Origin of the sequence: Vulgatibacter incomptus, from assembly GCF_001263175.1 — a bacterium.
GTDB lineage: Bacteria > Myxococcota > Myxococcia > Myxococcales > Vulgatibacteraceae > Vulgatibacter > Vulgatibacter incomptus.
Map to the genome: position 1 here is coordinate 325,901 of NZ_CP012332.1, position 13,564 is coordinate 339,464.

Consider the following 13,564-nt stretch of genomic DNA (forward strand, 5'->3'; position numbering starts at 1 on the left):
CACAAGCCCGCGACTCGAGGTGCGGCGCCTCTTACTTGATCTCGCAGGTGGCCTCGCCGGAGCCGGCCTGGATCTCGCCGATGGTCACGGCGTCGATCCCGCGCCCGCGCAGGAGCTGGAGGGCAGGGCCCTCGTCCGAGCGCGGCACGATGATCGTGAAGCCGATCCCGAGGTTGAAGGTCTGGAGCATGTCGTCCGCCGGGACGTCGCCGCCCTCGCGGATCATCTCGAAGATCGCGGGGATCTTCCAAGCCTTGGAGTCGAGCATCGCCTTGGTGCCGTCCGGCAGCGTGCGCGGCACGTTCCCCACGAGACCGCCGCCCGTGATGTGGCTCATCGAGCGCACGTCGACGCCCGATCGCCGCAGCGCGAGGAGGTCGCGCACGTAGATCGTGGTCGGCTCGAGGAGCGCCTCGCCCAGCGTCCGCCCGCCCAGAGCCTCGGGGCGCTCGTCGAGCTTCATGCCCTTCGCCTCGAGGAGCACCTTCCGCGCGAGGGAGTAGCCATTCGAGTGGAGCCCGGAGGAGGGGAGGCCGATCACGACGTCGCCCACCTGCACGCGCTTGCCGTCGATCACCTCGGACTTCTCCACCACGCCCACGCAGAAGCCGGCGAGGTCGTACTCCCCCGGCGCGTAGAAGCCGGGGAGCTCCGCCGTCTCGCCGCCCACGAGCGCGCAGCCCGCCTTCGCGCAGCCGTCGGCGATGCCCGCCACCACGTCCGCCGCCTGGTCCGACGAGAGCTTGCCCGTGCCGAAGTAGTCGAGGAAGAAGAGCGGCTCCGCGCCCGTGCAGGCCACGTCGTTCACGCACATCGCCACGAGGTCCTGCCCGATCGTGTCGTGGCGCCCGGCGAGGAAGGCCACCTTCAGCTTGGTGCCCACGCCATCCGTGCCCGACACGAGGATCGGCTCCCGGTAGCCCTTCGGGAGCGAGACCAGGCTGGCGAACCCGCCGATGCCCGCCATCACCTCCGGGCGCATCGTCTTCTTTGCGTGGGGCTTGATCCGCTCGACGAGCCGATCGCCCTCTTCGATGTCCACGCCGCTGTCGCGATAGGTGATCGCCATCGTCCGCCTTCCGGTCTAAAGGTCGGCGCGTGGTTAGCAGAGGCCCCGCGGCCTTGCAAGGCGGGCCCTTGCTCCCGTTCGACGCTTGGCGTAAGGCGTGCCCGCTGGAGACTGCATGGTGACCTCCCCGGAAGACAGCGCGATCATCCTCGACCACCTCGCCTCCGTCCGCCGCCGCATCGCCGAGGCATGCGCGCGGGTCGGCAGGGATCCCGCCGAGATCCGCCTCCTCCTCGCCACCAAGACCGTGACCCCCGAGCGGATCCGGGTGGCCGTCGAGGCCGGCGCCACCCTCCTCGGCGAGAACCGCGTGCAGGAGGCCCTCGGCAAGTACGAGGCCATCCCCGAGGCCGAGTGGCACTTCATCGGCCACCTGCAGACCAACAAGGTCCGCCAGGTCCTCCAGTTCGCCAAGGTGATCCAGTCCGTCGACCGGCCCTCCCTCGTCGAAGCGCTGGACGCGAGGCTGCAGTCCGAGGGGCGGGCCATCGACGTCCTCCTCCAGGTCAACACCTCCTACGAGGAGAGCAAGTACGGCGTCGCCCCCGAGCAGGCGCTCGACCTGGCTCGACTCGTGAAGTCGCACGACACGCTCCGTGTCCGAGGCCTGATGACCATCGGGCCGCTCTCCGACGACCTCGAGCGCGTCCGCCGCGCCTACCGCCTCCTCCGCGAGATCCACGGCCAGGTCGAGGGCGAGCTCGGCCCGCTGCCGATCCTCTCGATGGGCATGTCCGGCGACTTCGAGCTCGCCATCGAGGAGGGCGCCACCCTCGTGCGCGTCGGCACCACCGTCTTCGGCGCCCGCGCCCACCCCGACTCGCACTACTGGCCCGACGGGAAGTAGCCCGCGAGCCCCGAGCCATCGGAGCACCGCGGCTTCGAGTGGCCCGCTCGCCGCGGATTGTCGACCCGGCCCACCGTTTCGTGCCTGGTCTGGACCCGGATCGAACCCCCCGCCCGAACCTCGATGTCAGGGGTCCGCGATAGGATCTGTGCCGATTCAAGTCGGGGGACAGTCCATGCGGAAGCGAGTGTTCGGACGCCAGTTGGAGATGCGGTTGCCGACGTGGGGAGGCCGCCGAGTGGGAGCAGGACGGAGGCCTGTCGGCTCCCGCCCAGGCGTATCACACTCGGTCCGCGGAGCGCTGTCGTGCAGGCACCCGGTCCACGTCACGATGCGCGTCCGTGACGAGGTCTGGAGCCTTCGCAGCCGGCGATGCTTCCGGGTTATCGAGGCCGCGCTCTTCGTCGGGTCGGATCGCCTCGGAATCCGACTCACGCACTACTCTGTGCAGGGAAACCATCTTCACCTCATCGTCGAGGCCCGCGATGCCCAGGCGTTGTCGCGGGGAGCGCAGGGCCTCAGCGTGCGGATCGCGCGTGGCCTCAACCGGCTGATGGTGCGAAAGGGGAAGGTCTTCGCCGACCGCTTCCACTCGCACGTGCTTCGCACGCCGCGCGAAGTACGCAACGCAATCGCATACGTCCTCGGCAACGCGCGGATCCACGCTGCGCGCCAGGGCCGTACGGCGTTTCCATGCCCGGACCCTTACGCGGCGGGCCCCGCAGAACAGGTTTCGGCGTCTCCGCCGCGCTCGGTTGTGTCGCCGCGGACGTGGCTGCTGCGGGTCGGATGGCGTCTCGCCCAGGCGAAGACCTGAGTCAGGCAGGAAAAAGGCGAAGCGGTCTCGTGAACCTGATCGCGGCCCAGCCGGCGTTCAGTCCATCCCGTCCGCGGGAGGGCAGGAACTCGCTGGATCGACGTCCGCGGGCATGACTCCCTCGGGCAGCCGAACGGCGCCAAACGTCGAGCCGGCCAATGGTAGCGGAGCAGGCTTCGTGGTCGCTCCCCGCGCGGTACCGCAGAAGAGGTCGTCGCTCACTGTGTCGGAGGTGAGCTCGATGTTGGCCTCGATTGTGCGAGGGCTGATGGGATTGCCGCACGCGTCGATCAGAGCGCCCTCGAAGGCGGCGCGAAACGATCCGCTTGAGTCCATCTCGACCCCGTGAAGCAGGACTGGATCGCCGACTGGCGCGAACGGAGCCGGGCATGGCGAAGCGGCCGACCGGGAGCTGGCGAGAGGCTGCAACGAGAAATTCATCATGCACGCGCCAGGCGGGCAGGTGTTTCCGGTCCCGAGAGTCATGTCGATGCTGGCTTCGAAATAGATGGGTGTCGCAGGGGCTAGGCTCGTGGCCAACGCAATGAGGAATCGGCCGTTCAGGTCGGGCACGACGCGAAGCTCTCCGCCCGAGCCTCCCGTCTCTCCACCGCCGCCCGCGCCTCCATCGCCCCAACGCCACCGTGGCCACCGGAGCCCCCCGAACCCCCAATGCCGCCGGTGCCGCCGGTGCCGTCCAAGCCGCCAGCTCCGCCGGTGTCGCCACCGCCGCTTGCGCCGCACATCGTGATCGCAGCCCGTTCGTAGCACCGAAGGTGGGCGTCGCGCTTCGAGGCGCATTCGACCGGATCACATCTCTCGGACGCGGTGCCAGTGCACTCGCTGCATGCGACGATCGAGGCCTGATACGACTCCTCACAGACCTCGTACCTGGCGCTCAGCAGGCAGGCGGCGCACTCGCGCGAGGACGCCAACGCCTCGGTCTCGCAGGCGAGGCGGTTCGATACCGAGCCCGAGCTGCCGTCGGCACAGCCGAGGCCCGACGAGAGCAGCACGACCGCAAACGACAAGTGCGCCCACCGGATATCCAACGTCATCGAACTTCCCCTCCCTTGCGCCCGGAGCACGGCCCCCCAGTGGCGGCGTCAGCCTAGATGAACGCGAGGCAAAGCGCGACCGAGCGCTGTGCGCGTGGGCCGTCACGGCCGCATACCTCCGCGTTAGCGCCCTCCACGACGAAATCCAGGAACACCCGCACCTTCGGCAAGGCCTGCCGGCAGCTGCTGGCCCGGGCTTCGCCTACGTGCTCGGGCGCGCGGCGCTCGGGCCGCGGGCGAGGGACGCCGTCGCGGCGAGGAGGCCGGTGGCGGCGCCGACGAGGGAGGAGAGGGCGAGGCCCTTCGCTGCGGCGGCAGGGGCGGTGGAGCCGCCGCTCGCGGCGAGGAAGGCGGCGCCCCCGACGGCGTTGCCGACGAGGAGGCCGGTGACCCGCATGGACGCGAGGAGGCCGCCGGCGGTGCCGAGGCGCTCGGCCCGTACGGAGCCCATGACGGCGCTGTTGTTGGGCGACTGGAAGGTCCCGATCGCGAGGCCCAGGCCGCCCAGGAGGGCGGCGACGGTGACGGCGTCGGCGACGGCGTCGTGGACGGCGAAACGGAGGAGGACGAGGACCACGGCAGCCAGGATGGCGCCGGTGGAGGCGATGCCGCGGGTCGAGTGGAGGCGGTCGGAGAGCCAGCCCGAGAAGGGCGAGACCACGGCGAGAACGACGGGGAGCGACGTGAGGACGAGGCCCATTTCGGTGGTGGAGAGGCCGAGGGCACGCGTCAGGTAGAAGGGCATCACCAGGTTCACCGCGCCCAGGGTGACGAAGACGAGGAAGCCCGCCGCGGCGCTGCCGGTGAAGAGGCGGTTGCGGAAGAGCCCGAGGTCGATCACGGGAGCCCGAACCCGCTTCTCGACGATCAGGAAGGCGATCAGCAAGCCGAGGGAGAGGGCGAGGAGGGCGCCGCTCTTCGCGCTCCACACCCCCCACACGTGGACCTGGGTGAGCAACAGCATCAGCGCGGTGAGGAAGAGGCCCAGGAGGATCGAGCCGGCGACGTCGAAGCGCTCCTTCGAAAGGGCGGCGGCGGGGACGGCGCGGCTGGCGACGAAGGCGGCGACGAACGAGATCGGGACGTTGGGCAGGAAGATCCAATGCCAGGAGAGCGCGCCGATGATGAAGCCGCCGACCGCGGGGCCTGCGGCGAGGCCGGCGCTGACGGCGAGGCCGACCAGTCCCAGGACCCGTCCCCGCTGGGCCGGCGGATACGCGGCCGTGAGGATCGCCGGGCCGGCGGCGTTCATCATCGCCCCGCCAACGCCCTGCACGACCCGGGCGATCACGAGCGGGATCACGCTGCCGGAGAGGGCGCACGCGCCGCTGGCGATGCCGAAGACGAGGAGTCCCGTCGTGTAGACGCGCCGCTGGCCGATGACGTCGACGAGGCGGCCGGCGTTGAGGAGGAGGGCGGAGAGGGCGAGGAGGTAGGAGAGGACGACCCACTCGACCTGGCCCAGATCGGCCCCGAAATCCCGGGCCAGGGTGGGGAGCGCGATGTTGACCACGCTGGCGTCGAGCGTGCTCATGAAGGTGCCGATGGCGACCGCCGCGAAGGCCACGTGGCGGCTGGGGTTGCCCTCGGGAGGGCTCGGCATCGACTTCGGGGGTGGCATGTCGCGCGATCGATCGCCTCGGAGGAGGGGCCCCTCCAACCTATGCCATTTCCTCGACTTTCCCGGCCCCTGGACGGGTTTTCCCGCGGCTCGGCCCGGTTCTTCGACGCAGTGCGGATTGAACCGCGACCGGAGCCGTTGTAAAGACGCGCCCCTATGGCCTGGTTCCGGAAGGAAAAGCAGAAGGTCGCCCCCCGACGGGGACGGACCCGCGAAGCCGAGCGAGCCGCATGGAGGGCCTCTGGTCCAAGTGCGACGGCTGTGGCGAGATCGTCTACCGCCCCGACCTGGAGAAGGCGTGGAACGTCTGCCTGGTCTGCGGCCACCACGGGGTGCTCCCCGCGCGGCGGCGGCTCGAGCTCGTCCTCGACGAGGGCTCCTTCGAGGAGCACGACGTCGGCCTCGCGCCCAAGGACCCGCTCCAGTTCTCCGACTCGAAGAAGTACCGCGATCGCGCGCGCCAGACCCACAAGGCGCTCGGCGAGCGCGACGCCTTCATCAGCGGGGTCGGGCGGATCGACGGGAAGCAGGTGTCGGTCGGCACGTTCAACTTCGCGTTCATGGGCGGCTCCATGGGCTCGGTGGTGGGCGAGAAGGTCACCCGGGTCTTCGAGCGCGCCATCGACCTGCGCTGCCCGGCGATCGTCTTCTCCTCGTCCGGCGGCGCCCGGATGCAGGAGGGCATCTACTCGCTGATGCAGATGGCGAAGACCTCCGCCGCGATCGCCCGCTTCCGCGAGACGGCGCAGCCCTACATCAGCGTGATGCTCCACCCGACCACGGGCGGCGTGGCCGCCTCCTTCGCGTGGCTCGGCGACGTGATCATGGCGGAGCCCAAGGCGCTGATCGGCTTCGCGGGACCGCGGGTCATCGAGCAGACCATCCGGCAGAAGCTCCCTGAGGGCTTCCAGCGCTCGGAGTTCCTGCTCGACCACGGGATGATCGACATGATCGTTTCGCGCAAGGAGATGCGCGAGAGGCTCGCCGCGGTCATCGGGCTCCTCGGCTAGGTGGAGTGCACGTGCTGCGGGGCGTGCTGCGTCGCTCCGGACATCGCGGCCCTCGACAAGCCGCTCGGCGTCCGCTGCAGGCACCTGGGCGACGACAACCTCTGCACGATATACGAGTCGAGGCCGCAGATCTGCCGCGACTACGCGGCGGACGCGCTCTGTGAGCGGATCGCGGCGCCGAGCCTGCACGAGCGCGTGGAGCGCTACCTCACGGAGTTCGGCCTCCTCGACGAGGCGCGAGCGAACGCCGGGGCGAGCTCGATGCGCCAGGCTCGCGGGCTGCCGATCCTCGGATAGAAGGGGACATGACGAAGGTCGAAGAGCTCCTGGCCACCCTCCCGCAGAGCTCGATCCACCTCGGGCTCGAGCGGATCACGGCGGCCTGCCAGGCCCTCGGCGACCCGCAGGGCCGCTTCGATTCGGTGCTCGTCGCCGGGACGAACGGCAAGGGCTCGACCTGCGCCTTCCTCGCCTCGGCCCTTGCCCGCACCGGCCGGAAGGTGGGCCTGTACACGAGCCCCCACCTCGTCTCCTTCCGGGAGCGGATCCGCATCGACGGCGCACCGATCTCTTCTGAGGCGCTGGAGCGCGCCGGGGCGAGGCTGCGCGCGGTGTGGCCGCCCTTCGGTGACCATCCAGACGCGCTCACCTATTTCGAGGCCGCCACCGCGCTCGCCTTCGAGGCCTTCGCCCAGGCGGGCGTGGAGATCGCCGTCCTCGAGGTGGGGCTAGGCGGGCGCCTGGACGCCACCAACGTACCGGGCACCCGGCTCTGCGCCACGGCGATCACCCGGATCGGCTTCGACCACATGGAGTACCTGGGGACGACACTGGACGCGATCGCCGGCGAGAAGGCGGCGATCGCGAGGTTCGGCGTCCCGATGGTGGTGGCGCCGCAACCCGACGAGGCGATGGAGGCGATCCGGCGCAAGGCCGAGACCGTCTCCGCGCCCCTGGTGGAGGTAGGCCGGGACGCCGCCCTGGTCAGGGCCCATGGGGGCCTCGAGTATCGAGGGCCCGATTGGGCGCTCGAGGGGCTCACCTTGGGGCTCGCTGGCGAGCATCAGCTCCAGAACGCGGCGGTCGCCGTGGCGGTGCTGGAGGCCGCCGTGCCGCGCCTGGGCGCAGGTCCGGACGAAGCTCGCGAAGGCCTTGCCGAGGCGCGCTGGCCGGGGCGCCTCGAGGTGATCTCCGCCGCTTGGGGGGAGCGCCCGCGCGTGATCCTGGACGGCGCCCACAACCCGGACGGAGCCCTGGCCCTCGCGGAGTCGTTCCCTCGCCTGTGGCCCGGCGTGCGGCCGCAGGTCGTCTTCGGCGTGCTCGGAGACAAGGATCGCCTCCCCATGATGCGGGCGATCTTCCCGCTGGCCGGCGAGGTCCACCTCTGCCTGCCGCCGAGCCCTCGCGCGGTGCCCACCGAGACGCTCGCGCAGGAGGCCGCTTCGTTCAGCGCGAGGCTGCACCTGCACCCGAGCCCGGAGAGCGCCCTGGAGGCCGCCAGCTCCCTCGCCGGCCCGGCGGGCACGGTGCTCGTCTGCGGCTCCCTCTACCTCGTAGGAGCGATTCGCGGCCTGATCTGCGGCGCCCCCTGAACGAGGGGCCTTTGCCGCGGTGCGTAGTCCCTTAGATTCCATGGGGTGCGGCACCTCACCGACGCGGTAGCACCGGCGGAGCTCACGGTCGACGACGTCGAGTTCAAGTCGCTATACCGAAAGACCGAATACGAGGCGCAGACCAGCGACGGATGGACGCTGGTCGTCACGCGCTACCAGCCGGTGCCTCGGCCGTTCTTCCAGCCGATCTTCGGAGAGCCCCTGCTGCTCGTCCACGGCTTCTGCCAGAACCGGCACGCGTGGACGAGCGGGCAGTTCGTGAAGAACCTGCTCTTCTTCGGCGCGGACATCCACATCCTCGAGCTGAGGGGCCACGGCAAGAGCTCCCGCGAGCTCCAGCTCCGACGCTCGCAGGCGGCCGGGCTGCCGCCGCCGGCGGACCTCGACTACGCGTGGGACATCGACAGCTACTTCCTCCACGACCTGCCTGCGGCGGTGGGGGCGGTGAAGGCCGTCACCGGGCGCGAGAGGATCTTCTTCTGCGGGCACTCGATGGGCGGGATGATCGGCTATGGCTATGCCGGGCTCCACGACGACTTCGAAGGGATCGTCACCATCGGCGCGTCGTCGGAGATGGGGAAGGGCTTCCCGCTCCTCAGGCTGATCGCGGCGGCGGAGCCCTTCCTCGGCGGCGCGATCGACGGCGGACTCGCCGCGGGCAACGTGGCCCGCCAGGCCTCGCACGTGTTGACCGGGTTCGCAGGTCGTTCGTTGCGGCGCACGGGCCTTCATGCGCTCGCGGACCGCGTGGGCCCGGCGTCGCTTCCGCCGACTCCGTACTCGTTCCGGTATCTGCCGACGGACGACCTGGTCCGGTGGGTGGAGTCCGCGTTCACCACGGGGCGGTACTCGACCTTCCGGGAGATCACCGCCTTCCTCACGATCCTCGCGAACCCCTCCCGGGCCACCTCCGACGACGTGAGGTGGCTGATGCGCCACGGCGTCGAGCGAGAGCCCCGCGGCGTCGTCACGCAGTTCGCCCGGTGGATCCGGCGGCGCGACCTCGTCTGCTACCGCACGGGCTACGACTTCAAGAGCGGCTTCGGGAACATCACGGTGCCGATGGCGATCATCTTCGGCGACCTCGACAAGCTCGCGTCGATGAAGAGCACCGCGGGCATCTACCGGCGCGCGCGATCCGAATACCTTCTCTGGCGCCCGGTGAAGGGGAACAGCCACGTGGAGCTCACCATGGGGCACGACATCCGGCAGATCTGCTACGACATCAAGAACCTGATCGACTTCGCCAGGAAGCACCGCGGCAGGCGGCCTTCGCTGCCCCGTCTCGAGGGGGACGCTTCGCCGCGCAGGTAGCGCCGCGGCCGCCGTGGTAGCTTGGCTCTGTGAGATCGTGGACGATCGGGTTGGTCTTCATCGCGTGGAGCGCGTCGGCAGCGGTGCAGGAGAACGTGCTCGGCGCGATCCGGACGCGCTCGACCGCCGACGGGACGTGGGTCGAGCTGACCGGGTCCCTGCCGCCGAGCTTCACGACCTCCTCGTTGCCGGACAAGCTGGTCGTCGACATCGCGGGGTCGCGCCTGGGGCCGGGGGTGAGCGAATCGCCGGGCAAGGGGCTGGTGCGCGCCGTCAAAGGCGAGGCGACCGGTGGCGGCGTTCGCATCGTGATCGATCTCGAGGAGGACGCGGAAGCGACGCTCTCCACCAGGGGGAACGTTCTGGTGGTCGCCGTGGCGCCGGGGGTTGCGCGAGCTGCCGCCGAGGCGAAGCGCAGGCAGGCCGAGGCCGATCGGCTCGCGGCGGAGGAAGGGGCGCGGAAGCAGGCGGAGGCGACTCGGCACGCTGAGGCGGAAGCTACGCGGATGAAGGCCGAGGCCGACCGGATCGCGGCCGCGGAATCGGCGCGCCAACAGGCGGAGGCCGACCGCCTCGTGGCAGCGGAAGCGGCACGCCAGCAAGCGGAGGTCGACCGTCTAGCGGCAGCGGAAGCGGCGCGCAGGCAGGCGGAGGCCGACCGCCTAGCGGCAGCGGAAGCGGCGCGCAGGCAGGCGGAGGCCGACCGCCTAGCGGCAGCGGAAGCGGCGCGCAGGCAAGCAGAGGCCGACCGCCTCGCTGCGGCGGAAGAAGCACGCCAGCAGGCAGAGGCCGACCGTCTCGCTACGGCGGAAGCGGCCCGCCGGCAGGCGGAGGCCGACCGCCTCGTGGCAGCGGAAGCGGCGCGCAGGCAGGCGGAGGGCGACCGCCTCGCGGCAGCGGAAGCGGCGCGTAGGCAGGCGGAGTCCGACCGGGCCGCGGCAGCGGAAGCGGCGCGTAGGCAGGCGGAGTCCGACCGGGCCGCGGCGGCGGAAGCGGCGCGCCAGCAGGCGGAGGCCGACCGCCGCGCAGCGGCAGAGGCAGCGCGTAGGCAGGCGGAAGCCGATCGCCTCGCAGCGGCGGAGGCCGCCCGTAGGCAGGCAGAAGCCGATCGGCTCGCTGCGGAAGAGGCCGCGCGCAGGCGAGCGGAGGCCGATCGTCTCGCTGCGGCGGAAGTGGCGCACGCGCAAGCCGAGGCCGTCCGAGTCGCGGCGGCGGAATCGCCCCGCCGGCAGGCGGAGGACGCCCGTATCGCCGAGGTCGCGCTCCACGCCGCGCCCACTCCGACCCCCGCCCCTCCCTCCCGCCACGGCGGCCCGGCAGAGATCAGCCACCTGGCGTTCCGTCCCACCGACGAGGGCGCCCGAATCACGATCCGGCACGACTCGCCGCCGGTCTGGCGGGTCGAGGAGCGAAAGGGCCTCCTGCTCCTCACCCTCGAGAACAGTCGGATCCCGCGGCCGAACGATAGGAGGCCCATCGACGCGAGCTTCTTCGGTACCGTCGTGGGCCTGATCCGGCCGGTGGAGGACCACGCCGACCACGCCGTCCGCGTGGAGATCGCCCTTCGGAAACCGAACGCCCGCTACGAGATCACCCAGGACGACGAGGGGCTCGTCCTCGACTTTTCGCGATAGCCGACGCCTCCGTGCCCGCCGAAGGGTGGGGAAATTGCCCGAGCTGGCACGAACGGCTGGCGGCAGCGCTTCGCCTCTGCTTTTCTGCGCCGGTGCGTCTCGCCGGCCTCCGCGCCTTCCTCTTCGTGATCCTCCTCGCCGGCGCTGCCGTTGCCCGGGCCCAGGGCCCGCTGCCTTCCGGCGTCGAGCCGGAGACGCCCGTCCACCTGTCCGCGGATCGCCTGGTCCGCGACGAGTCCGGCGTCGTGGAGGCGGAAGGGAACGTCCGCCTCATGGCGGGCACCCTCCACCTCGGCGCCGATCGGGTCCGCTACGATCCCGAGGCGCAGTCTGCCGAGCTCTCCGGTTCCGTCACCCTCGTCGACGGTGAATACGTGGCGCGGGCCGCGACCGCCCGGATCGACCTGGCGGAGCGGACGGGCGTCTTCGAGCACGCCGCCCTGTTCCAGAAGCGGGATCCCGTCGATCCAGACGCGATCCTGGCGGCACGGGACGTCGAAGACGTCCGGCGAGCCGGACACAACGAGCTCGAGATCCACGCCGAGAGGGTGGCCCGGCTCGCGGACGGGAGCTACGCTGCGAGCCAGCCGTCGGTCACCACCTGCGATTGCGGCGACCACCCGCCCGACTGGCGGATCGGCGCGTCCGAGGCGCGGCTCTCCACCAAGGACCGCCTCAGCCTCAGCTGGCCCGTGCTCTACGCCCGGGGCGTGCCGATCTTCGCGGCCCCCTATCTCTCGATCCCGGTGACGGACGAGCGCAGGTCGGGCCTCCTCTTCGCGGTCCCCCACATCACGGGCCGTCGCGGCGCCTCGTACGAACAGCCCGTCTACATCGTCCTAGGCCACTCCTACGACATGACGGTGAGCGCCGGCTACTACACCGGGCATCAGATCTCCCTCTCCGACCGTGGCAGGAGCGAGAAGGCCGACGTCTTCCAGGGCCCTCGCGGATCCCTCGAGTTCCGCTACACGCCGCGGGTGGGGACCGCCGGCCGCGCCTTCGTCGCCTACGGCTACGACCTCTCCAAGACCGACAACCAGGTGCCGGGAGCGGCCCCGAGCCGCTACGCGATCCAGGCCGACCACATCGACGATTGGGGAGGGCACTTCTCCGATCGACTGGCGCTGAACCTCGTCTCCGACCGCGACTACATCCGGGACTTCGTCGACGACATCGTGCTCCGGGGCGAGCAGACCCTGCGGAGCACGGCGTGGGTGGGCTACCGGAAGGGCGCGGTCCTCGGCGTGGCGGAGGGCTCGTTCCTGCAGGATCTCCGTCCGGCCTTCGGCCCGGAGGTGACGGCCCCGCCGGAGGGCTTCCAGGAGACCTTGCGCCTCTTCGGCGCTGGCGCCCGGAACACCTTCCAGCGCGTGCCCGCCGTGGCGATGGACGTCGCCCGCATCGAGGGGCCGCTGGGCTCGGGGCTCTCGCTGCACCTGGGCGCCGCCCGCTTCGCCCCCTGGACCTCCGCCGCCTTCGGCGACGTGGGCCTCGACGGCCTGGGGCCCGGCGACTTCGGCTACCCGGGCCCCGATACGGGCGAAGGCGATCACATCTTCGAGCGGGGCGGCAAAGACGGTTCCATCCCGGGCGAGATCCCCCGGGCCACCAGGCTCAGCATCCGCCCGACGGCCTCGTGGCCGCTCCTGGCAGGCCGATACCTCTCCCTCACGCCCTACGCGGGCTGGCGCGAGCAGCTCTACCAGTACGGCCCCACCGGCGCCGACACGGGAGTCGCCGGATGGGGGCTCTTCGGCGCAGCGGCCCATACGGAGCTGGCGCGCACCTTCTCCAACGGCGTCCGGCACGCCTGGATCCCGAAGGCCGAGCTCCGCCGCCTCTGGCCGGGCCACGTCCGGAACGCGCCCTTGCAGCTCCCCTCGCAGATCTACGACGAGCTCGACATCCTCCCCCTGCGGGCCACGACCCAGTCTCGCCTCAGCCTCGCGAGCCAGCTCGAGGTCCCGGGGCCGGGTGGGGGGCTGATCGCCATCGAGGCCGAGGCGGGGCAGAACTTCATCCTCGCGCCTTCGCCCTACATCGCAGAGGGCTTCGCGACGGCGACCGCGAGGCTCTGGCCGGTCCAGCTCGCGGGGCTCGCGCAGTGGGATCCCCACCGGGGCCAGATCACCGAGGCGGTCGCCGAGGCGTCGATCAGCGATCGACGCGGCGACCAGCTCCGCGGCAACTACCGGAGGCTCGCGGTCGGCGCGTCGTCGAGGCTCCTCGCCGGCCCGGACGAGCTCTTCTCCGACCTCTACTTCACGGAGACCTTTCGCCCGCCCGTGCTCCAGGAGCTGGAGCAGATCGGTGCCGGCGCGACCGTCGTCCCGTTCCCGTGGCTGACTCTGAGCTACGACCTGCTGTTCCTGCCCGATCTCCCCTCGGCCAAGCTGCTCCAGCAGCGGGCTTCGGTAGGCCTGCGATCGGCGTGCGATTGCTGGGCCGGCGCCTTCCACTTCGGCAAGCGGCGGGACGAGGGCCTCGACTTCTGGGTGTCCTTCAACCTGGGTCGAATTTAGGAAACGGTCGCGGCAACGCCTCGTACGGCCTGCCGTTCGAAAGTCCGCTGACCATC

The 13,564-nt window shown here is 71.0% G+C and carries 11 protein-coding genes; 7 read left to right on the plus strand and 4 right to left on the minus strand.

Translation table 11 applies throughout. The annotated features are described in order from the left end of the window. Positions 1-31: 31 nt before the first annotated feature. Positions 32-1,069, minus strand: coding sequence for a phosphoribosylformylglycinamidine cyclo-ligase (gene purM / locus AKJ08_RS01235; protein ID WP_050724393.1), 1,038 nt, complete (start codon positions 1,067-1,069; stop codon positions 32-34). Between the two features lie 115 nt (positions 1,070-1,184). On the opposite strand from purM, the gene AKJ08_RS01240 reads away from it, so the two are divergent. Continuing rightward, entirely contained in the window at positions 1,185-1,916 is a 732-nt protein-coding gene (locus AKJ08_RS01240) for a YggS family pyridoxal phosphate-dependent enzyme (RefSeq protein ID WP_050724394.1), read from the plus strand. Positions 1,917-2,196: 280 nt separating this feature from the next. Here AKJ08_RS01240 and AKJ08_RS18990 read toward each other — a convergent pair whose 3' ends face one another. The 3 genes from AKJ08_RS18990 to AKJ08_RS01260 form a co-directional block, all read right to left on the minus strand. Continuing rightward, a complete protein-coding gene (locus AKJ08_RS18990) occupies positions 2,197-2,580 on the minus strand; it encodes a hypothetical protein (protein ID WP_157370390.1) in 384 nt (127 codons plus the stop codon). Positions 2,581-3,293: 713 nt separating this feature from the next. After that, positions 3,294-3,791 carry a hypothetical protein gene (locus AKJ08_RS01255; RefSeq protein WP_157370391.1) on the minus strand — a complete coding sequence of 166 codons (498 nt, stop codon included), beginning with the start codon at positions 3,789-3,791 and terminating at the stop codon, positions 3,294-3,296. 202 nt (positions 3,792-3,993) lie between these two features. Beyond that, positions 3,994-5,412 carry an MFS transporter gene (locus AKJ08_RS01260; protein ID WP_157370392.1) on the minus strand — a complete coding sequence of 473 codons (1,419 nt, stop codon included), beginning with the start codon at positions 5,410-5,412 and terminating at the stop codon, positions 3,994-3,996. Between the two features lie 230 nt (positions 5,413-5,642). Here AKJ08_RS01260 and accD point away from each other — a divergent pair, with 230 nt between their 5' ends. From accD to AKJ08_RS01290, 6 genes are all read left to right on the plus strand, one after another. Continuing rightward, positions 5,643-6,422, plus strand: a complete 780-nt coding sequence (accD, locus tag AKJ08_RS01265) for an acetyl-CoA carboxylase, carboxyltransferase subunit beta (RefSeq protein ID WP_082342534.1) — start codon at positions 5,643-5,645, stop codon at positions 6,420-6,422. After that, positions 6,423-6,719, plus strand: a complete 297-nt coding sequence (locus tag AKJ08_RS01270; protein WP_050724399.1) for a YkgJ family cysteine cluster protein — start codon at positions 6,423-6,425, stop codon at positions 6,717-6,719. A gap of 8 nt (positions 6,720-6,727) precedes the next feature. Continuing rightward, entirely contained in the window at positions 6,728-8,014 is a 1,287-nt protein-coding gene (locus AKJ08_RS01275) for a bifunctional folylpolyglutamate synthase/dihydrofolate synthase (RefSeq protein WP_050724400.1), read from the plus strand. A 45-nt stretch (positions 8,015-8,059) separates the two neighbouring features. Beyond that, positions 8,060-9,349 (plus strand): alpha/beta fold hydrolase, encoded by a 1,290-nt coding sequence (locus AKJ08_RS01280; protein ID WP_050724401.1) that lies wholly within the window; start codon positions 8,060-8,062, stop codon positions 9,347-9,349. Positions 9,350-9,399: 50 nt separating this feature from the next. Then, positions 9,400-10,983 carry an AMIN domain-containing protein gene (locus tag AKJ08_RS20060; protein WP_050724402.1) on the plus strand — a complete coding sequence of 528 codons (1,584 nt, stop codon included), beginning with the start codon at positions 9,400-9,402 and terminating at the stop codon, positions 10,981-10,983. 92 nt (positions 10,984-11,075) lie between these two features. Further along, positions 11,076-13,508, plus strand: coding sequence for an LPS-assembly protein LptD (locus AKJ08_RS01290; RefSeq protein ID WP_050724403.1), 2,433 nt, complete (start codon positions 11,076-11,078; stop codon positions 13,506-13,508). Positions 13,509-13,564: the final 56 nt, after the last annotated feature.

What these genes read in the sequence shown, in the direction of transcription:
- purM (WP_050724393.1), bottom strand. Translation starts at nt 1,069, where the DNA reads ATGGCGATCACCTATCGCGACAGCGGCGTGGACATCGAAGAGGGCGAT.
- AKJ08_RS01240 (WP_050724394.1), top strand. Translation starts at nt 1,185, where the DNA reads ATGGTGACCTCCCCGGAAGACAGCGCGATCATCCTCGACCACCTCGCC.
- AKJ08_RS01255 (WP_157370391.1), bottom strand. Translation starts at nt 3,791, where the DNA reads ATGACGTTGGATATCCGGTGGGCGCACTTGTCGTTTGCGGTCGTGCTG.
- AKJ08_RS01260 (WP_157370392.1), bottom strand. Translation starts at nt 5,412, where the DNA reads ATGCCACCCCCGAAGTCGATGCCGAGCCCTCCCGAGGGCAACCCCAGC.
- accD (WP_082342534.1), top strand. Translation starts at nt 5,643, where the DNA reads ATGGAGGGCCTCTGGTCCAAGTGCGACGGCTGTGGCGAGATCGTCTAC.
- AKJ08_RS01275 (WP_050724400.1), top strand. Translation starts at nt 6,728, where the DNA reads ATGACGAAGGTCGAAGAGCTCCTGGCCACCCTCCCGCAGAGCTCGATC.